We start from the raw sequence: 21,880 nt of genomic DNA on the forward strand, positions 1-21,880 counted from the left end.
TTCTATCGAATCATGTTATTTTTTTGTTAATTCATGTTATTACTCTCCTAATAGGAAAACCCGCGATTTACGCGGGTCTGATGGTTGTGGTACAAAGCTCTAATTCATGATAACTTAATTGATAATGAAGTCATGGGATGGAGCAACTTACTTTGGAAACCAAATTGGACTTATTTAAATGGAAGCAATAGTTTAAGCTATCGAGACATCGTAGAAATGATGAGCGAGCGAGGATTAATGATTTCCCATACGACGTTCATGAGATGGGTCCATGAATTTGGACCCGAAATCGACAAACGAATCCGCCACTTTTTGAAACCTACAAACGACTCGTGGAGGACTGACGAAACCTACGTCAAAATAAAGGGTCAGCGGAAGTACTTATATAGAGCCGTTGATTCAACGGGGAAAACGATTGATTTCATGTTATCTGCTGAAAATCGTGATATGCCGGCTGCTAAGCGTTTCTTTACAAATGCTTTGTCCTCTTCACATAATCAATTACCTCGTGTGATCACTTTGGATAAAAACCCGGCATATCCACCAGCCATACAAGAATTAATAAATGAAAAAGCCTTACCAAAAGAAACCTTGATTAGACAGACAAAATATCTAAACAACATTGTGGAGCAAGATCATCGATTCATAAAAAAATCACAAAACCGATGCTTGGTTTCAAATCATTTCTAACTGCTGAAAAGACGTTAAAGGGAATTGAGGCCATGCATATGATTAGGAAAGGACAGGCCGAAAATAATTCGTCTGTCCTCTCTACTGTTGAATGGCTCAAAAAAATATTTGGTATTGTGGCATAGTTAATTACAATTTAATGGGTAATTGCTATCTCTTTTAATTCTTGCACCACTACCAAAAATATTACTTGTATTCGGTAATACCTTTATATTTCCCTAGTTTCTTCCCTTAGCCATCCGCTCTCTTCTTCATTTAAATAAGGAGCTAGCTTCGCATATACCTCTTGATGATAATTGTTTAGCCATTGCTTTTCACTCTCTGTTAACATATCTTTATTGATACCGGCTAAATCAATTGGGCAATACGTAATTGTTTCAAACTTCATAAATTGACCAAACTCTGTTTTCTCGTCTTCAACTACTAACATCATATTTTCAATTCTAATTCCATATTTACCTTCAAGGTATATTCCCGGTTCATTCGTAATAATCATGCCTTTTTCTAATGTAACATTATTATTATTATTCCTTATGCTTTGTGGTCCTTCATGAACATTCAAGAAAAAACCTACCCCATGTCCTGTCCCGCATTTATAGTCTAAACCATACTGCCAAATTGGTTGCCTTGCTAAAACATCTAAGTTAGAGCCTGTTGCTCCGTATAAATATTTTACTGAGCTTAATGCAATAAATCCTTTTAAGACCAAAGTAAAATCTCTTTTTTGTTCATCGGTAAGTTTTCCTAAAGCAATCGTTCGTGTAATATCGGTTGTTCCATCATAATACTGTCCACCTGAATCAATTAAAAAAAGACCTTCATTCTTAAGCATATATTGCGTTTCTTTATTGGCTTTATAATGCATCATCGCAGCATGTTCTTTATAACCTGCTATCGTATCAAAGCTAGGTCCAACAAATCCTTCCTGTCCCCTTCTGAAATCTTCTAATCTTTCTTCTGCAGTAATCTCTGTAATTTCTTCTTTATCTACAAAGTTTTTAAGCCATTTTATAAATTTCACCATGGCTAAGCCATCTTTTATTTCACACCATTTCAAATTTTTTATTTCGACTTCATTTTTAATAGCTTTTAAATTAGTCGTGATGTCAGGACTTTCAATTTTCTTTGTATCACTGTTTATGGCATTATATAAACTGATATTTGTTTTATTCGAATCTAACATAATTGCATCTCCGCTTGGAAGATTTTCCAAGAATGTGTGTATTTCATGGTTCGCTTTGAACTCGATTCCTTCAGCCTCCAGTTCTAATTTAACCAAAGAGGGAACCTTGCAAGAATCAATGAATAAATAACATTTATGTTCTGCTACGATTACATTTGCTATTACAACTGGATTGTTAGTCACATCGGCTCCTCTTATATTCAAAAGCCATGCAATGTCATCAAGGGAAGTTAAAATATAATAATTGGCTCCTATATTTTTCATTTCTTCTCTTACTTCATTTAATTTTTCCACTCGTGATTTGCCTGCATATTTTACGTCATGAGTAAAAAATGGGCCTTTAGGAATCTCCGGTCTATCTTCCCACAGATCACCAATTAAATCTTGATTCATTTTTAATTCGATTTTCTTTGCTTTTAGATCTTTTTCCATATTTTTAACCATATTCATTGAAAAAACATTTCCATCAAAGCCCACAATGCTTTCTTCTTTAAGAACATCTGCTAGCCATTTGGTGTAAAATGGAACCCCGGGATCCATCATTCTAAATAATCTGATTTCTGATCCCTCAAGCTGCTTTTCTGCTTGAATATAGTATCTACCATCTGTCCATAACCCAGCATCCTCTAATGTAATAACTACAGTACCTGCAGACCCTGTAAATCCTGTTATCCATTGTCTACATTTCCAATGTTCTGCTACATATTCACTCTGATGTGCATCAAAACTGGGAATTATATAAGCATCCATTTGATTTTCTTTCATTAGCTGTCTTAACTTTTCTACCCTATCCCTGATATTCATTACTAATACCTCCATTTTCCTTAAGACTAAATTCTTTATTTTCACGATCATATAGCCATGCAGCTAGTACTATACTAATTATTCCGGCTGTAAGCTTTGATATGATGAACGCTCCTAACATGTCTGGGGCTACTCCTGATACAAATCCTAACTGACCACCAAATACAAATGCTCCACTTACGCCAAAGGCAGCACATACCACCTTTCCTTTAGGATTCATTTCCTTATATGTTCCAAATATCAACAGATTACTAGCCAAATTTCCTAGTATGCCTGCTACTGACACTGAATTAATTCCAAACTTCTCTCCTATTCTTTCAAAACTATTTTTAAAAATTCGAATAATAAGTGCTAGCATAGGATAGGCTCCACCTAAAATTAATGCGATTTTGCCTACGATAACTGTACATTCAGATAGGGGAGCTAATCCTGAGACAAGCCTTACACCAAATATCACATCTATACCTTGTAAAAGTAATCCAACAGTACTCAAACTCATTATAAGCTTTCCAAAAACATTAAAAACTTTTATAAAAACATGAGGAGCTTTTAATAATCCAACCCCTAAAATAATGGCAAAAACAAATATAGGTACCAGATTCCATACTAATATGCCGATATTTATTTTTTGCCATAAACCTGCTGCAAGACATCCTATAGGTATAGTAATAATTCCAACCAGTACACCCTTAGAAAAATATTTTTCATCTTCTTTAGAAAGCATCCCTAACGCGACGGGTATTGAAAAACTAATTGTAGCTCCTAAAGTAGATGCGATGATAACTCCTGAGAATGCTCCCATTTCCTTCGTTAATGCTAGCTTATCAGCGATTTGATATCCCCCCATATCTACAGCTAAAAGTGCTGCAGGAACGATAGAAGGATCTAAATTAAACACGCTACAGATTGGAATAATCACAGATGATAAAAAATTTGTAAATAGAGGGACTAAAGAAAGTATTCCTATCATGCCAAGCCCCAAAGTCCCCATGGTCTTTATGCCTTCTTCAAATTTCCCTCCCAGTTTCAAATGATTTCCGGTAATATAATCAATAGCTCCGATTACAAAAAAAGAACCGATGAGATATAATACAAATTTATCCATTATTATTATCTCTTTCCATTAAATGTATATAACTTTACTAATCAGCATCTTTAGTAGATGACCTACTATTGTAGATATAATTAGGCGTATTAACAGCTATAAGCTGGACCTTTTTGTTCGTATAATTAGCCCAATTGTGTGCAATATTTGAGTCCATATGAACACTGTCACCAGGATACACTTCATGCCTCGTACCATTTATGTAAACTGTTAATATACCCTCTAAAACATAAATGAACTCTTCTCCCTTATGCTTATAGGATAATATTTCTTCATCTTTCTTTTGAGGAAGAATTTCTATAAGCCTTGGAAAAAGTTGTTTATTTTCTAAATTTGTACTTAAACTATACTTAATAAAACCACCTTCTACTGAATCCATTAATTCTTGTTCATAACTTCTTAAAACCATATCTTTCCTTTTAAGTGGATAATCAAAAAAATGTGTTAAATGTACTTCCAAAATATCTGCTAGTTTTTCAAGTGAATCAACTGCTATGGTAGTAAGCCCCCTTTCTAATTGAGACAGAAATCCAACAGATAGTTCGCTTTTTTCACTTAACTCTTTCAAAGTAATTCCTTTTTCAGCCCTCAATTTCTTTATTTCCATTCCTATATTCATCACTTCACCCCGAATTTTCATTATTGTGAATAATATAATATATATTATATCAACGCGCAATATATTATGAAATAATTTCATAGATACGAAAATCATTTATTAACGTAATCATCTATTCTCTCAAGAACAGTCCGTAGAATTACAAAATCAGGCACAAAAAAAGACGCTTGATCTATTAGATCTATGCGCCTAGATTGTTAAATAATAAAATACGAAAAAGAGCTATCTTATTGTGCCTTACTCAACTAAAGCGCCAATAACTCGAAGGAGAGTAAAGATACATTCTGCCTACAATTTGATCAACCTCAGTCTTCTGGTTAGGTCATGTTTTTTAGGTACAGATCTATATTCAAATGAGGAAAAATTTTCGAGCTTTGAGCAAGTTTTGAAACTTCTCCCTGATTTTGTTACATTGTAAATAGTTGATTTTGGATGATTACTTTCAAAAACAACCACCTAAACCGTTGTCACAATAACGTTCTAAGTGGTTCTATTTTTAACCTCACTTACTTATGATACGGTTCAGCATATCACAGTTAAACTAATCTGCCGTTAGCTTAATCCCGATACCTAAGTAAAAAAACAAACCGGCACTCCATCGGAGTCCCGGTGCTTGCATCGACCTATCCAACCTCACTCAACCGCCCATCCCGAAAATGCACAACCCGCTTCGCATGCTGCGCAATCGACAGATCATGCGTAATCAACACAATCGTCCTGCCATGCTCATTCAATCTTTTAAAAATCTCCAAAATCTCAACGCCCGTCTTCGAATCCAGCGCACCTGTCGGCTCATCCGCGAGAATAATGGCCGGATCGCCCGCCAACGTTCTTGCAATCGCAACCCGCTGCTGCTGCCCGCCAGACAGCTCCGATGGCAGATGCCGCCTGCGCTCTACTAAGTCAACCGCTTCCAAAGCCTTCATGACAAGCGGTTCCCGCTCTTTCCTGCTCATCCCTCGATAAATGAGCGGCAGCTCCACATTCTCATACGCATTAAGCCGTGGCAGCAAATTAAAGCTCTGAAAAACAAATCCAATCTTCCGATTCCTTATTTCAGCCAACTGAGCATCCTTCAGCTGATTAATTGCCTTCCCATCCAGCACATAATCTCCATGATCCGCAATATCCAAGCAGCCAATGATATTCATCAGCGTCGATTTCCCCGACCCCGACGGGCCCATAATCGCCACGAACTCGCCATGATCGATTTCCAGGGAAATATCAACCAAAGCCTGAATCGTTTCCCCGCCCATCACATAGTTCTTACTCACATGCTCAATCTGGATTAAGGTCATTCCCTTCGCCTCCATTACTTGATCCCAAATAAATGAAGTATGCGACTATCAACGTAACCGACCTTACCGCTTCGCTTTATAAAACTCATGATACAGCTTCATTAGAGCCCGTTTCTCAATCCGTGACACATAAGAGCGGCTAATCCCCAGCTCCTTCGCAATCTCCCGCTGCGTACGCTCTTCTCCGCCAAGCTCCAGCCCAAACCGTCCGACGACGACTTCCTTCTCACGATCATCCAAAATCTCTAAGTTCCGATATATTTTACTCTTCTCTATCTTGAGCTGAACCTTGTCTACGACATCGTCGGCTTCCGTACCGAGGATATCAATCAAAGTAATTTCATTCCCCTCTTTGTCCGTTCCGATGGGATCATGCAAGGACACATCCTTGCGTGTTTTCTTCAGCGAGCGAAGATGCATTAGAATCTCGTTCTCGATACAACGCGCCGCGAAAGTCGCGAGCTTCGTGCCCTTATTCGGCGAGAACGACTCGATTGCCTTAATTAATCCAATCGTCCCGATCGAGATTAAATCCTCGAGATCTTCCCCAGTATTGTCGAATTTTTTGACGTTGTGGACACGAAGCAACGTAAACTCTTCCATCATGCAAGTCATTTGAACAAAGAGCTGCTATTACAAAACCGATGCTTGGTTTTACAATTTTTCTAACTGCAGAGCGAACGTTGAAGGGAATCGATGCCATGCATATCATTAGGAAAGGGCAAGCGATATTTCTTCTGCCCTCTCTACTGTTGTAGCTCCTGATGGACTAATTGTTATCGGTTTGTCATGCTTCAGAAGGTATTGAGTGAACGAAAATTGGGCCGATAAATAATAATTAAAATAGAGTTGAGGTTATTTGTACGAGGATTCTCTTGTGCAATTAAAGAAGAAGGATCCGAGATTCGTTGTCTTTCATGAATGAAACAATAGGTCGGGGGAATGGAATTTCCTTGATCGATAGGCTTCCCCCTAAGAGAGGTAGGAGCAGCAGTACAGATTTACCTCTTAACAATTTGTTCACTAACATCATCCCGCTCCATGACTAAGAGGGTGATGTCAATATTCCCATTTTTCCTGAATTCCTTGGTGGTCATTCCAGTAATGCGTTTAAACAAAGCAGAGAAATAATGAGAGTCGTTATAACCAACGAGAAAAGCGATTTCAAACGATTTGAACGATGTCGTCTTAAACAGCTCCATCGCTTTTCGTATGCGAATATGTGTCAAATACTCGATAAAGGTACGACCTGTTTCCTGACTGAATACTTTACTTAGATGGCTGGAACTCACCTTGACATGCTCCGCCGCATGTTGAAGCGAGAAGGCGTCATTGTTGTAATTAGCATGAATATATTCCTTAACGCTCCTGAGCATTTCACCATATCTGTCGTTAGTTTGCGAACGCCAAGACCAGAATTGATTCGTAAGGCAAGTCAGATACTCGATGGCATCATCTGTGGAACGGACCGTTGTGAGAATTTGCTGCAACTGCTGGAGTGTTTCTTCGGGTGCATCCCAATGTCGGTACATGTCCTTAGCCGAACGGAAGACCTCCAATGTCAAATCATTAAGAATGTAATAACCGATTGGGGCCGATGTCCAATTAATTCCATTCAATGCTGAGGCATACTCCTCAATGAACGACGGAAATTGTGAAGGGGATCCCATTTTCAGGAAATTCACAAACCAAGCACGGTCCAAGAAGACGTAATGCTCCATAGATCCTGAGATCGATTCCCAGAGCGTGACCCGGTTTTGGCTTGACAATCGCCTCCAGTGCATATCCTCAACGGCCTCCAGGAAGGAGAGGTGAATATTCATAATCCGTTCCTGTACGCTTCCGATACCCATAGCGATCGAAACCGAGGCAGCCGGAACCTGCTCGGTATTAATATTTAATATTTCCTTGAAGATATCCAGCTCGTTCTTGATTTGTTCCAGCGTCTCTCCTTTGATCAGCCAGCAGGTCTCGGTACGGCTTCGCTTGAATTGTAACAATTCCTTACGATCGAGCGCTTGTTGAAATCGCTGAAGCAGATCATTTTCTACTTGATTCGCTACACGGAGACTCGATAATTGCTCATCTTCAAGCGTTCGAACATCCGAAATGACAACAACATAATAACGCGCTTGCAAATCAAGTGACAACGCATTACCGAGCTGAATGGCCTCAACCGTTGTAACAAAACCGCTGCACAGATCATTAAGCAGCTTCTCGCGCGAGATCTCCGTTTTCTCCATCTCTCTCTGCCTCAGCTTGTCAATACTGGCTTTTATTTCGCGCTCCTTATCAATCAACTCGCTGACGGTACGCAGAAGCTGGATAAGATCTGAGGCACGGATCGGCTTCAGACAATAATCGTGGACCCCCATCCGCAAGGCCGTTCTTGCATAACCGAAATCCTCATGTCCCGTCAAAATGATAATTTTTACTTCTGGATTCCGATCTCGGACGATTGCACTTAATTCCAGTCCGTTCATAAAGGGCATCATAATGTCGGTAATGACTATGTCTGGACGTAATTGCTCGATTAAAGTCAGCGCCATTTCCCCATCGGGGGCGTCTCCGCAATAAATAAAACCCTCTTGTTCCCATTTGATGGAATCCCGTATCGTTTCCCGGATCAGAATTTCATCGTCTACTAGCATGACCTTTTTCATTTCGACTCACCTATTTTCATTGGAATGAGAAGGGTGACTATTGTCCTTTATTGCGGCATGTTATGATAAGTTATTTAATTCGAAGTTAATCCGAAGCAACAAGTCCAGTAGTTACATGAATAAATGTTTATTCATTCACCTTGTAAATGCTGACCCCCACTTTAAAACGTTTTCAATGTTGTGTAACAGCAATTTTATTGGATTTGATTTGTATAACGGAAGTAGTCAAAGTCGGCGTAACCGCCGTTTTCCTTCGTGGCATAGTTGAATAGTCCGATGCGATAACCCATGAAATGATGCAATGTATATTTCATCTGAAGCGACTGGCCGATGGACATCCAGTCTTCCCCGTCGGCTGAATAGTAAAAATGAGCCGTATCCGCACCTTCTTGGAAATTAAAATCGATTTTCAGATAGATCCGGCTTTTCTTATAAACCAGGCTCTGGACCGTTTCCTCGCGATCATCTTCTCCTTTGATGCACATGGCGACGCGGCGCTCACCATTCTCGTCCGCCTGAATGCCAACCGTGCCAAAATCGGATGCTAGTGCCACCAGCCCTGCGCGGTCTCCCGGCTTCATTCCCTCCGAATCGATCATCGTTGAACCGGAACATCTAGGGCCTTCCGTCCGCTGCGTCAACGTATTGCGGGCATATTCAACGCTGCTGGCAAGATGCCCCGTCTTCAGGCGCAGCCAGCCTGGCCGCTCCGTAACGGACCATCGAAAGTTGTCCGGATTATGATTCCACTGCCAATTGAGAATCAACCTATTGCTGGCATACTCGAAATTGTCGCTGACCACGAGCTTTGTAGGCACAGAACCTGGCAGAGGCACTTCAAAAGATACTGTTGCTTTCCCATCCACACCGATGACCGGCCAATCGTTCTCCCAGGAAACGGGCAGCAAGCAAGGAACACGGCCTACGGCATCGTGGTCCTGGAACAGCACGGTATACCAATCGCCGGCAGGTGTATTGACGATGCCCCCTTGGGCCATGCCTTTATTACGGTAGCCCATATCATCGTCGAGAAGCAATTTGCGCTCGTAGGGCCCCAGTAGCTCCCGTGAACGGTAGACCAACTGTCTACGGCGGTGGTTTCCCGAATTCGGCCATTCGATGAAGAACAAGTAATAATACCCGTTCAGCTTGTACGCATGGCAGCCCTCGCACCGGAGTCCGATTCCGCTTCGTTCCGTCTCGAACAACATCTGATTGAGCCCGCCTGGCTTGAGGGCTGTTGCATCGGCCGTAAGCTCTGCAATACGGATATCGCCGTTTCCGTAAAAAACAAACACACGGTTGTCGTCGAACAGCAGACTTGGATCATGGTGAAGACCCGGAATGGTGAATCGTTCCCACGGTCCATTCTCGATGTCTTTCGTCCGATACACATAGTACTTGTTCATATCGTTGCTTGAGAAGCTCACGTAGTACAGTCCGTTATGATAGCGCAAACTTGCGGCCCAGGAGCCTTTTCCATAGATGCCTTTGCCGTCCAGCAAATTGTGAGCGTCGTTATCTTCGAACGTCTCGAAGACGTAATTTACAAGCTCCCAATCCATCAGGTTATGCGATTTCATGATCGGGCAGCCTGGCATCGAATGCATGCTCGTGCTGACCATATAATATACGTTTTCTACCCGGATGACGCTCGGGTCTGGAACATCCGCCCAGATGATTGGATTCGTAAAGATCGTCTTATTCATTGGCAACACTCCCCACCATATATGTGCTCGACCACCTAAAAGCGGCAGCACACGATCTTATTTCCATATCATTTCACGATATTCCAAAGGTGTAACGCCAGTTGATTTCTTGAAAAATCGAGTAAAAGAATGCGGGGCTTCGTACCCCACCTGAACACCCACTTCTGCTATTTTCAGCACGTCTTGCTTAAGCAAATCTTTGGCTTTTTCCACTCTAACTTCATCGATATACTCTGATAAATTAACGCCACTTTCCTGTTTAAAGAGCCGTGATAAATAGGAGGGGTTGAAATGAATCACGCTGGCTAAACGTACGAGAGACAAGTCCTCGCCAATATGCTCGTCGATATACGAACGGACTTTCTCAATCGCTGCAGCCGCCCGATTGCGTTCAACACTCAATCGGAGATCGAACAAGGACTCAGCAATATTCTGCAAAAACTTGAAATTGTCTTGCCAAGATTTATGCATATCTCTTTGCATAAGCCCAGTTGTACCAACCTTCTCATGCAGCTCCCAACGGTTGATATACGATAAAAGGAGTAGCGCGATCGTATAATATAGCTCTAAGAGAAAAGGTCCCCCGTTTCCGCGTTCATCAAAACCCGTTTCCTTCAGCTCATTAAACAGATGGAGAAATCCCTCTCTACCTCCTCCTTCTAGATACATCGCTAAAGAATCCGCCTTTTCTCTCAACGTTCGTGAATGAGCAGCAGTCTCGACCCGTTCAAAGTTAACCGTCTGTACCATCTGAACACCGTCGCCCGCTCGCCAATACTGTTGACTTCTAACTCGGTCGTACACATCGTTAAGCTGTATCCATTCGCATGGGTCAGCGCAAAGTGTAATGGCAAACGTGTGTCCCATAGATTCCATACAAGCTTGCTGCATAAGCTCAAATTGTCCTTCTAGAAACTTTACTGTACGGGCACAGCCTTCGCCCGATCCCATTCCATTGCCATTTGTCGGCTGAATGAGCCAGACGAGGCCACCATAACGGTCAATGATGCCAAGACTATTCGTTCGTTCTGCAAGGAACGTCTCCGCCAAAAATTTTACGGCAAGAGCTGTCTCCTGACTTTCGGCAAACGATTGGTGCAAGTCCATACGCTGCAGGTCACCTACCGCAACAAGAACAGGCAAAGATGGATCAAGAGCAATTCCCAATTTACGGAAATCAACTTCTAACTCCTCCATCGATCGCTCCCCTTGCAGCAAATACCGGAAATAGTTGCCTTGAGCGAGTGTCTCAAGAGTGGTAAGCTTCTCTCTCGACTGCTGAATCAGATGATGAAACTTTAAACTGTTTTCCAGTTCATGAATGGCATCGGTTACCACCTTGATAATCCTATCGTATCCTTCACTCTTTAGGAGATAACTAACCCCCTGTGTTTGAATCGCTTCATAGATATAATCGAAGTCATTAAACCCGGTCAAAAAAATAATTTTGCAATGCAGCCAAGTACTCCGAATGCTTTTCATGAGCTCGAGGCCATCCATTCCAGGCATGCGGATATCAGATAACACAATGTCAACTCTCGTTTTATTCATCCAATCCAGCGCTTCTTCGCCGGAGTAGGCTTTATATAAATCTAGATCCATATTTAATTGGCTGAATACATCAAATAGCCCATCCGTAATGATTTCCTCATCATCAACGATCAGCATTCTAATCACGAGCGCCACCCCCTTTAGAGGGAAAACAAATGATTACTTTCAATCCACCGAGCTCACTTCGATTAACACGCAGACCGTATGTTTCACCGAACGTAATCTTCATACGGCGGTGAATATTCACCAAGCCTGTCGTTTCCATATAATCATCACCGTTATCCAAGGAATCCGAAATACACTGCAATCCATTGTCCGTTAAGCTTTCACCATTATCTTCCACCACGATGCGGATTTCCTTCTCTTCAATCTCGAAGTGGATGATCATACATCCGCCATGTTTCATTTGTTCCAAACTGTGTTCGAATGCATTTTCAATTATGGGCTGGACAATCAAACGAGGCACTGACACCTGTTCGATTTCCTGTGGGAGGGAGTCGAATTGCACTCGGATCCGCCGCGAGAAGCGTAACTCCTGAATCTCTGTGTACATTCTGGCATGGTGAATTTCTTGTTTCAGCAGAACCTCGTCTGATGCATTGCGGGTTACAAACTGGAAATATTCACCAAGTTGAGTTGTGAAGTGACCAATACGTTCAACATCTCCAATCCTCGCCATCGTTTTCAAAATAAAAAAGCTGTTGTATAAAAAATGCGGATTAATTTGCGATTGAAGCTGCTTCAGTTCCGCCCGTTGCGTCATGATTTTCTGCTTATAGACTTGATCGATCAAAGAACGAAGATTTACTACCATTTGGTTAAATCGCCCATATAAGTAACCGAATTCATCCTTAGATTCATGTTTGATGTTAACGTCAAGATCGCCATTTTCCATACGCCGAAAACTTTTAACAAGTGTTAACAGCGGTTTATGAATAAATTTGTAGGTATAAAATGCATAAACCCCTATTATGACAATGGCTGCGAAAATAAACAACCATGCCCACATATAAAACTTGTCCAGCGGCTTCTTGAACAATTGTTCAGGAATGAATCGGTAAATTGACATTTTTAAATAATCAGAGCTTGCAACAGCCGTATAATAGCGGCTTCCCGAAATAGTAACTGTTCCTGTATTATAAATTTGGGATTCTCTTATTTGTTGTACGGCATCAGTCATATCCAGCTGCAAGTGCTCTATGGATCCACTCTTCAGAATGAAGCCGGATTTATCCGAGGTCATCAACGTTCCACTTCCGGTGTATGTGTTGAACTGGCTTAGCGCCTTCTGAAGCCTTTGTTGATCAAGCTCAATTTCAATGATGAACAACGGTGGATTTCCATAGGTTGCACTTTGCTTCGCCACGCTTAAATATAATCCTCCATTCCACTCAATAATCCCATTGTTTCGGCTGTTTAATGCTGAAGGAAGACCATAATAACGATCGGTATCGAGTTCACGAGGCCCGGTAGCGGACGAAATTGTTTTGGATACCGGATAGATATGTGCACTCACATCTTTGATATACGGAGAGCTGTTTTCAATGGCATAGAGCCGTTTTCGCAGTGAATTAATTTTTTCAGTACGTTTGAACACATCCATGGTATTCCAGGTTAGCGACATCTCATTAAGATCCTCATCCTCAAGAATGCCATACTGCAGAAGCTTCATCCGTTCTACCTCGTTCTCAAAATCGGTCAGATAGAAGGTAATCTGGGATATAGCTGATTTGGAGATGTCTTCGCTTGCCGTCTGAACGATCCAGTGATACAGGTAGACTCCAAATAAAATAATGGGCAGCATGATAATCAAAAAAGTACTGAGTAGCCGAAGGAAAATCGTGTTTCGCAGAGAAAATGGTTGTCGGTTAATCAAGGCCCAAGCCTCCAACTTTTTTTCTTTCATTATAGCTTGAAACCCTTAAAGCTTCCTAAAACATTTCTCATCATACATGCGGCACGCCCTCATTACCCCTTAACGCTACCAAGTACAATTCCTTTTACAAAATATTTCTGCAGGAATGGGTACGCCAAAATAATAGGAAGCGAGCCCAAGAATATCTGCGATGCTTTCAGTGTTCGGTCGGAAATAAGAGCCATATTCAGTGCTTCGTCACGCGACATGCTCGCCAAATTTTGTTGAATGACAATTGTCTGAATATAGCTTTGCAGAGGATAATGACTAGGGTCCCCCATAAGAAGAAGGCCGTCAAACCAACTGTTCCAATGCTCCACCATGGAGAATAAGGCAAGTGTTGCAAGAGCTGGTTTTGAGATTGGTACATAAATTTTCCACAGAGTCGTCCAGTAGCTTGCACCGTCCATGACAGCTGCTTCCTCCAGTTCTTTCGGCACCTCTCGAAAAAAATTCAGCAATAGTACAACACTGAAAACGGGAACTGCGCCGGGGAGGACAAGCGCCCAAACCGTATCTAGGAGATTGTACTGTTTAAGAGTGGAGTACCACGGAATTAAGCCACCGTGAAAGAGCATTGTCATGAAGAAGATCCAAGCATAAACCATTCGCAGGCGGAACGTTGTCGATTCTTTTGACAAGGGAAATGCAACGAGGATCGTTAAAACCAAATTTAAAGGAGTACCGATTGCAATACGCTCTAGGGACACCAGCATGGATTGCCAGAAAGCCTCCCGGCTAGCCGTATAAGCATAGGATGCCAATGTGAAATCGACCGGCCATAGTTTCACATGACCTGCTGCTGCTGCAGTACTAGAACTAAACGAGACAGCGATGATATGGACTAACGGTAGGACACAGATCAATGATACCAATATGAGAAAGAATGTATTCAGAACGGAAAACCATTCGAGCCGCCTTCGACTTTTGGGTACCCGAATATATGCGTCAGACGCAGATCTTGTTGATGGCTGTACCATAGTTTTCCCTCCTTCTAGAAAATTCGATATTTCGCGAATCGATAAGCAACAAAGTAAGAACTAGATATTAAAATGAGTGAAACCAGTGATTTGAATAATCCAACCGCTGTTGCGACACCGTATTGGGCATCCAACAAACCGATCCGATAGACAAAAGTATCAAGAATATCGCCGCTTTGATAGACTTGTGGACTATATAAATTAAACACTTGATCAAATCCCGCATTTAGCAGCTGTCCTAGGCTTAAAACAGACAGCAGTACGATTACCATACGCATACCGGGAATGGTGATATGCCAGATCTTATGCCAACGGTTAGCGCCGTCAATCGTAGCAGATTCGTACAAACCCGGATCTATGCCCGTTATTGCCGCTAAATAAACGATAGTCCCATAACCAAAATTTTTCCATATATCCGAAGACACTAGAGTAAATGGAAACCAATGATTATCCCCGAGAAAAAATATTTTCTTAAGGCCGAGCGCACTCAACAACTCGTTAACAATACCGCTGGAAGGCGATAAAATATCGATGAGTATGCCGCCCAGAACGACCCAAGAGAGGAAATAAGGTAAATAAATGGTCGTTTGTACACTTCTTCTAATGACCTCATTCTTCACTTCGTTGAGAAGAATGGCAAATACAATCGGCACGATCAAACCTAGAATAAGCTTAAGACTTGAAATAAACAGGGTATTCCACAGAACCTGAGTAAAGCTAGGCAGTTTCATGACATAATCGAAATTATCTAAGCCGATCCATCGCTGATGGCCGAAGAGGCCTTTCGCTGGAATGAACTTCTGAAATGCGATAATAATCCCTGCCATGGGGACATACGAGAATAGAATAATTAGTACCAGTCCCGGCAATATCATCAGATGCAGAGGAAGCTCTCTCCATATTTTCCTGGTTCCCATATCCATCCTCCATCATTTGAAGCAAAATAAGCAGAGGAAGGAAGATTAATCCTCCTCTGCCCGTTGCTACTTCTTCTTTGTCATATACCAATCATTTACTTCTTTCGTAATTTGCTCTCCGCCTAATTTCGCCCAATCCTTTGTAAATTTGTCAAATTCATCGATAGATCCACCCATAATAATCTTCGTATAAGTCTCATTCATTAACTTTTCCAAAGTCGATTTACGTTCAACCATCGTAGGCGTAGGTGCACCAACAAACTTATCCATCAGGAACTGATTGTTTTTGTCGTACTGATCAACAACCCCTTCAGAGCCTTCCGCGCCATAAATGCGCTCCCATCCCCACAGCGCAAACCCTTCTTTAGATCCTGAATTGAAAGCGTCTATCTTCCCTTGAATGGTCTTGGCTTCCCCTTTCAATGTCGAGAAGTTGCCGGCTTTACGGGCCGCATCGATCGCTCTAAACGCCTCTACGTTCTTTTTTACCGGAGAAGGCGTTACCGGGGACAGCTGCCATACGCTCTCCGCTTCCGGCGGTGCGTAGTATTTGTCAAACTCTGCCGTTGTGCCAAAGTTTTTCTCAAGATGCAGATTAAACAGCTTGATAACTGCTTCAGGATGCTTAAATCCCTTTTTAATCGCAAAAAACTTGGTCGTACTGAACTTCAGAGGCACTTTGGGCATATCGCCTGATTCCGAAACGATCGGATATGCCCGCCATTGTGCATTAGGGTCGTTGTTCCGATTCAACTGAAGCGGCCAAATGGAATTCCATTGTTCGCCGTATTCCATTCCGATCTTTCCAGCAGCGATTTGCTCGGATACCTTGCCTCCGTCTTTAATGCCAAACTCCTGATCCAGTTCTCCGTTCTTGAACATGCTCTGCAGAGATTGAAGCGCTTTCTTCACTTCGGGCTGAATGCCGCCATAAACCAGTTTACCGGATGCGTCGGTGATCCACATATTCGGATAAGCCTTGTACCCGGCCATAAACCCTTCCAATCCCATGGCTCCACCCCATAAGCCTTTGGTTAAGCCCAGCCCAAAGGTATCCTTTTTCCCGTTGCCATCTGGATCGTTTTCCGCAAATGCTTTCGTAATCGCCTGCACATCTGCCATCGTCTTCGGAGGCTGTAAGCCTAACTTCTGAAGCCAATCCGTACGAATCCAGATAAACATGGCACGTTCGATCGAAGAATCGACCTGCGGGATCGCCATCAATTTGCCGTCAATCGTAGCTGCGTCGAATGGACTGCTCCCCTCTTGCGATAAGATTTCTTTAGTTAACGGGGAGGCATATTTCTGATATAGGGCGGTCATATCTTCGATTTGGTCGGAATCGGACAATTGCTTCAATTGCGTTGCGTTGACTGGAATAACATCTGGCAAATCACCGGAAGCTAATGTTACATTTAATTTCTGTAAATATTGCTCCGAAGTATCGTTACCCTTAACGACCCAACTGTTTTTAATATTGATGCCCAACTGGTCCTTATATAATCGACTCCAGCGGTTATCTTCAAACGTTTCGCCCTTAAGCACACCTAGCACATTATTTTCTACGACATCGCTGAGATTTCGGACAAACGACACATCAATCGGTGGATCATACTTGCCAAGGGGGTCTGCATTTGCACCCTTCACATCATTGGTTCCGGCAGTGCTCACCGCTTCTTTTACAGCCTCTTTCTGCCCAGTACTCGTCGATTCGTCTTGGCCGCTGCATGCCGACAAAAACGTGGTAATTACTAAGATTGAAACGGATAACGCTTTCACTTTGTGCTTCTTTAGTTCCATGAACATCCCCCAATTCCTATTTTTAAAAATATCATAGTGACGATGTGTTATGTATTCATTATAGGATTCACACAAGATTCAAACAATGTGCAAGTCTTTACTTTACTTACCAATCGTTGTCATAATGTAAGCGTAATCAAAAGGGATTTGGCGAAACGCCCAGGGCATCATGATTGAACTTAATTTTGTAAAATCAATCTTGCGACTACAGCTAAATCTACAACGTCGACGGTACCGTCATTGTTCATATCTGCCTTCATGTAAACTTCAATCCAGTTCGGATCGGAGGATTTCTTGCCGTAATAAGATGATACTATCGCCAAATCACCAATAGAGAATCTATGGTCATTGTTTAAGTCCCCAGGTGTCTGTTCATTCACTGTAATCTGAACGCTGTAGCCACTTCCCTCGACATTCGATTCCGCCCCGTCTGATCCGGCAACAGTAATGTTCGTTAGCTCCATCGTACTTATATACGCGGAAGTACTCGCCTTCGCTTTCCAGTTCAGCTTGAATTGATCTCCTCCAACTTCATGCACGGCAGCTATTTTTGCAGCAAGGATTCTGATTTTACCGCTGATCGCTGTTGAAGTAGCAAGAATGCGCCAGTCATCGTTCAACTCATCGGCTGAAACAAATTCAAGCTGCTGCGGATCGTAAGAAATCGTAACATCTTGAGCATTAACGTTGCCACTTTCCTCGTTTAAGTCATACGTTACATCAAAGCGCTGTCCGTTCATAACGCTGGATGGGCCATGCAGCCCGGCTTCCAGATCGGGCCATGCATGGCTCGAATCCACCATGCCCCAGTACGCAGGCTTTGCTTGATATTGAGAATCGAACGGCAAAGGGTAGTCTAATGTATGTCCGTTTCGACCGCTTAGCCAAGTCGTATCGTCGGACATGCCCCAGAACGTGATACGGCTGAGCTTGTCCTTCATGCTCCTGAACATGTCAAAAAGTTCTTTGTACCTTTCGCCTTGTTGAATAAGCACATTATCCGGAGCAGGGTTATAATTTTGATTGCTGCCGTTATAAACGCTCATATCAAGCTCCGTTACCTCTTGCTTCACGCCAAGATCTGCGAATAAGTTAAAGGTGTCTCTAACAGATTGGATGGAAGGATACGAAATGCTAATGTGCATCTGATGGCCGACGCCGGAGATCGGAACGCCTTTAGCGGTTTCCGCCTTAACAAAATCGTACAAGATTTGGCGCTTCTTCGGATCACTCTCCGTATTGTAATCGTTGATGAACAGTGCAGCGTTCGGATCCACTTCGTGAGCGACACGGAATGCCGTATCGATATAATCCGTGCCGGTCAATTGATACCATTCGCTGTGACGCATGCCGTCATTCGTGCTCGGATCGATGACTTCATTAACGACATCCCAGGCATCGACTACGTCTTTATAACGGTTCATCAAGGTTCGGATATGTATTTCCAACCGTTCCAGCACCAACTGCTTACTCTCCGGAGACGGTGTTAAATCTTTGCCTTGCTTATCCTGGAAAAACCATTTAGGCACTTGCTGATGCCAAACGAGCGTATGACCACGCATATACAGGTTGTTCTCTCTTGCAAAATTAGCGATTTCGTCGGCAGGTCCCCAGTTGAAGACTCCTTCCATCGGCTGAATGCTTTCCGGCTTCATCTGATTGCCGGCAACGATGCTGTTGAAATGCTGCTTGAGCAGCTTTCCGGAATCACCCTGCAGATCAATAGGCTGGACTTCAGCGCCGAGAATAAAGTCTTTTTCTAACACTTTATAAAGAGAAGGAATATCCGTCTGCAGAGATGGCCTCACCAGCGAAACCAGCTTTGCGCTAAAGGTATCAATGTAATAAGACAACGTGGCACTATCGGATTCTACATAAAGTTGGTATCTGGCGGCTCTTGGGTCCAAGGTCATGTTTCCTTGAATCATTACCCATTCACCTGCCGTCACTGATTGAGTGCTAATGACTTTATATTCTTGATTATCGCCTGCCGGTAAGCCTTCCTGATGCATAGTTAACTTTATAGCAGCCGAACCGGATGTGTTTTCCAACAACTTTGCGTAAACCGAGAATTGGTATGCAGCTCCTTTTTGCAAAGAATCCAAATAGATGCCCGGACCATTCCAAGCTGCGGTTCTCCCGGTGACTTTCAGGCTTCCTGCACCGCTTTGAGCAGTACTGATCGATTGTACAATTGTTTCGCTGCCTCTTTTCAACCAGCCGTCGGTTGCTGTATCAAAACTGCTCGAGATCACGATATCCCCGACTGCGGCGGCAGCTTGAGCGTTTGGAGTTATCCATGCCTGTGGAATGAAAAAAACAGCTGCTAAGAGCATGAAAAGGCCAATCTTTAACTTCACCCACATTCCCTTTTCCTCCTTTTATAATGAAAATCCCATCTTTGCATAAGAAAATAAACATGGAGAGGGAGGCGAGCCTCCCTCTCTTTTGCTGCTGAATTTTACCTATTCAAGTATTTTTCTAGCCAATGCCGCAAGATCCTCGATGTCTACCTTACCGTCGTTGTTCAAATCGGCATTTTTGTAACTGGACCAGTTCGGATCAGCGGAGGTTTTGCCATAGGATGCTGCAATAATGCCCAAATCGCCTACGGAATAACGACCGTCGCCATTCACATCACCTGGCTGAATAGTAATGACGGAATCCATAAATGTTTGCAACGCAGTTGTCAATTCACTTACCGCCTTCTCTACTTGCTCCGTGGTTGCCGCAATGTTATCTGCTACAGCCTGCGCTTGATCGATAGCTGCCTTAAGCACCGCTTTGGAGCCCGCCGGATACTGGCCTGCACCGGTTCCCTCGGTTGCCGCATCATGCTTGCCTTGAGCTTCGGATATTAATGAGATAAGAGCTGTTTTGTCAATTGCGCTAACTTGTACCGTGTAAGACCTGCTCTCCAAATTGCTTTCATGGCCGGTTTCATTTGCAATTACCCCTTTGGACAAGGAAATTGTAGAGGCAGTAGCCTGCGTACCGGATTTAACCTTCCAATGAAGCTTCAAAAGGCTTCCGTCAAGATGGGCGTTTTGACCAATTGTTGCAACAAGGATACGCACTTCCCCTTGCTTCTGTGTCTGACCGACAATCACCACGTCATCCGGCTTGACGGATTCGGCCGATACGTATTCCAATTGGCTTGGATCATACGTAAATGTTAAGTCCTGGGCATAACTAGTTTCGTTCATGCCGGTTAGACCATAATTCAAATCGAAAGACTCTCCACTATCAGCTTCTTCCGGCCCTTGCAGAACAGCACCTGCAGGTTTTGTCACCGTGACCTGCGCATCGGCCTTCTTACCAGACCCGTCTTGGGCAGTTGCCGTGATTGTTGCCGTACCGGCGGAAACTCCCGTTACATTCCCCATTTGGTCAACCGTCGCGACCGCATTATTACTCGATGCCCATATCATACTCTTATTGGTTGCATTCTCGGGAGCCACTGTGGCTGCAAATGTTCCGGTAGTTCCGGATGTCAGCGTCAATGCTACAGGAGCTATCGTAACACCTGTAACCGATACTGACGCTGGTGCAGAAGTGTCTAGGAAAGAAACATCATCGACATAAAAATTCATTAAATCATTAACTGAACTTGGATTCGATACCCATGATGTCTCAACAAAAATGGCTGGTCTGCTAAAGATGGCATCTGCCGGAACTGTAACTGTTCCTTCAATTGTTCCCCAGACCCCTTTCGTTATGATCCCATGCCCAAAATCTTTATACTGCCACCACGATGTATCTGACTGGCTCATATTTACCGGATCTTCATTTCGAATCGTGAGATTAAATTGTCTGGTAGCAGGACCGGAGTCATATTTAACCTTCGCGGAATACTTATATGTCACTCCGGCTTTCACTTTTCCGTCAACCGATTGCTTGGGACCGGAACCTGTTGTTCTTCTTCCGGTGACATACATACTGTGCGAGCCACTGTTAATAACTTGATCAGATAAGGAGAGAGTTGCCGTATCATTAACAATCCACGGCGATTGCCCATTTTCAAATCCGCCGTTTTCAAGCAGTTCAGTCAGCTTTGTAACGGTTACAGATATTGGAATTGTCACGGGATCACCCAACGTGCCTTTGTAGCTTACAGTAACATTCGTCGTACCGTTAGACTTAGCCGTAATCTTACCGTTTGTCACATCAGCAATCTCCGGATGGGGGTTGCTGTAGGTTGCGATATTGGTTACATCTTCCGTGCGGCCATCAAAATATTCGGCAGTTATGGTAAAGGATTTTGTACCTCCAGTCCACAGAGATATCGAGCTGTTATCAGCAGTAAGCTTCTTCACTGTCAGCTCACTGTTCAAGTCTTTTACTAGCATATTCAGCGTATCTGTTTTTCCGCCATAGCTGACATCGATACTTGTTGTGCCATAACCTACACCGGTTACAACGCCGTTATTGACACTTACAATACCGCTTTGCGCAGGTGTGACAACTGCCTGAGCCGTAACATCTTCGCTTGTTCCGTCGGCATATACGGCTGTAACCTTCATGCTTGCCGTATTAGTTCCGGAAACCTTGTCGATTTTATATTTATCAATGGATGCATTGATTGCAGCAAGATCATGAGCAGCGCTCTTTTGAGCGAACTGCCAATAATCGACCTTGAAGAGATT

Annotated in this window: 14 protein-coding genes and 1 pseudogene; 1 reads left to right on the forward strand and 14 read right to left on the reverse strand. The window is 42.9% G+C overall.

The genetic code is table 11. The annotated features are described in order from the left end of the window. Positions 1-132 precede the first annotated feature (132 nt). Positions 133-815: pseudogene (locus tag J2Z65_RS20670) on the forward strand (IS6 family transposase). A gap of 83 nt (positions 816-898) precedes the next feature. On the opposite strand, the gene J2Z65_RS20675 reads toward J2Z65_RS20670, so the two are convergent. The 14 genes from J2Z65_RS20675 to J2Z65_RS20740 form a co-directional block, all read right to left on the reverse strand. Beyond that, positions 899-2,677 carry an aminopeptidase P family protein gene (locus J2Z65_RS20675; RefSeq protein ID WP_167057430.1) on the reverse strand — a complete coding sequence of 593 codons (1,779 nt, stop codon included), beginning with the start codon at positions 2,675-2,677 and terminating at the stop codon, positions 899-901. Further along, positions 2,661-3,782: an ethanolamine utilization protein EutH gene (eutH, locus tag J2Z65_RS20680; RefSeq protein ID WP_167057433.1), complete on the reverse strand. Its 1,122-nt coding sequence runs from the start codon at positions 3,780-3,782 to the stop codon at positions 2,661-2,663. The genes J2Z65_RS20675 and eutH overlap by 17 nt, the downstream gene beginning before the upstream one ends. Positions 3,783-3,819: 37 nt before the next feature. Continuing rightward, positions 3,820-4,401 carry a helix-turn-helix domain-containing protein gene (locus J2Z65_RS20685; RefSeq protein WP_167057436.1) on the reverse strand — a complete coding sequence of 194 codons (582 nt, stop codon included), beginning with the start codon at positions 4,399-4,401 and terminating at the stop codon, positions 3,820-3,822. Positions 4,402-5,024: 623 nt separating this feature from the next. Beyond that, positions 5,025-5,699, reverse strand: coding sequence for an ABC transporter ATP-binding protein (locus J2Z65_RS20690; RefSeq protein ID WP_167057440.1), 675 nt, complete (start codon positions 5,697-5,699; stop codon positions 5,025-5,027). A 63-nt stretch (positions 5,700-5,762) separates the two neighbouring features. Further along, complete coding sequence (gene sigK, locus J2Z65_RS20695; RefSeq protein ID WP_209856055.1) at positions 5,763-6,314, reverse strand: RNA polymerase sporulation sigma factor SigK; 552 nt, start codon at positions 6,312-6,314, stop codon at positions 5,763-5,765. Positions 6,315-6,700: 386 nt separating this feature from the next. Next, positions 6,701-8,362 (reverse strand): response regulator, encoded by a 1,662-nt coding sequence (locus tag J2Z65_RS20700; protein ID WP_209856057.1) that lies wholly within the window; start codon positions 8,360-8,362, stop codon positions 6,701-6,703. Between the two features lie 194 nt (positions 8,363-8,556). Continuing rightward, entirely contained in the window at positions 8,557-10,071 is a 1,515-nt protein-coding gene (locus J2Z65_RS20705) for a glycoside hydrolase family 43 protein (protein WP_167057450.1), read from the reverse strand. 57 nt (positions 10,072-10,128) lie between these two features. Next, entirely contained in the window at positions 10,129-11,739 is a 1,611-nt protein-coding gene (locus J2Z65_RS20710) for a response regulator transcription factor (RefSeq protein ID WP_193580906.1), read from the reverse strand. Position 11,740: 1 nt separating this feature from the next. After that, on the reverse strand, positions 11,741-13,498 hold the full coding sequence (locus J2Z65_RS20715; protein WP_240159671.1) for a sensor histidine kinase: 1,758 nt from the start codon (positions 13,496-13,498) through the stop codon (positions 11,741-11,743). 92 nt (positions 13,499-13,590) lie between these two features. Further along, positions 13,591-14,517: a carbohydrate ABC transporter permease gene (locus J2Z65_RS20720; protein ID WP_167057459.1), complete on the reverse strand. Its 927-nt coding sequence runs from the start codon at positions 14,515-14,517 to the stop codon at positions 13,591-13,593. A gap of 14 nt (positions 14,518-14,531) precedes the next feature. Then, entirely contained in the window at positions 14,532-15,434 is a 903-nt protein-coding gene (locus J2Z65_RS20725) for an ABC transporter permease (RefSeq protein ID WP_167057462.1), read from the reverse strand. A gap of 66 nt (positions 15,435-15,500) precedes the next feature. Then, the gene (locus J2Z65_RS20730) at positions 15,501-17,234 is read right to left on the reverse strand and encodes an extracellular solute-binding protein (RefSeq protein WP_167057465.1); all 1,734 of its coding nucleotides are present in this window, start codon (positions 17,232-17,234) and stop codon (positions 15,501-15,503) included. A gap of 179 nt (positions 17,235-17,413) precedes the next feature. Further along, the gene (locus tag J2Z65_RS20735; protein WP_167057468.1) at positions 17,414-19,600 is read right to left on the reverse strand and encodes an endo-1,4-beta-xylanase; all 2,187 of its coding nucleotides are present in this window, start codon (positions 19,598-19,600) and stop codon (positions 17,414-17,416) included. Positions 19,601-19,699: 99 nt separating this feature from the next. After that, positions 19,700-21,880 (reverse strand): carbohydrate binding domain-containing protein (locus tag J2Z65_RS20740; RefSeq protein ID WP_209856061.1); only part of this gene is annotated, 2,181 nt, incomplete at its 5' end.

It is taken from the genome of Paenibacillus aceris (assembly GCF_017874035.1).
Taxonomy (GTDB): domain Bacteria; phylum Bacillota; class Bacilli; order Paenibacillales; family NBRC-103111; genus Paenibacillus_E; species Paenibacillus_E aceris.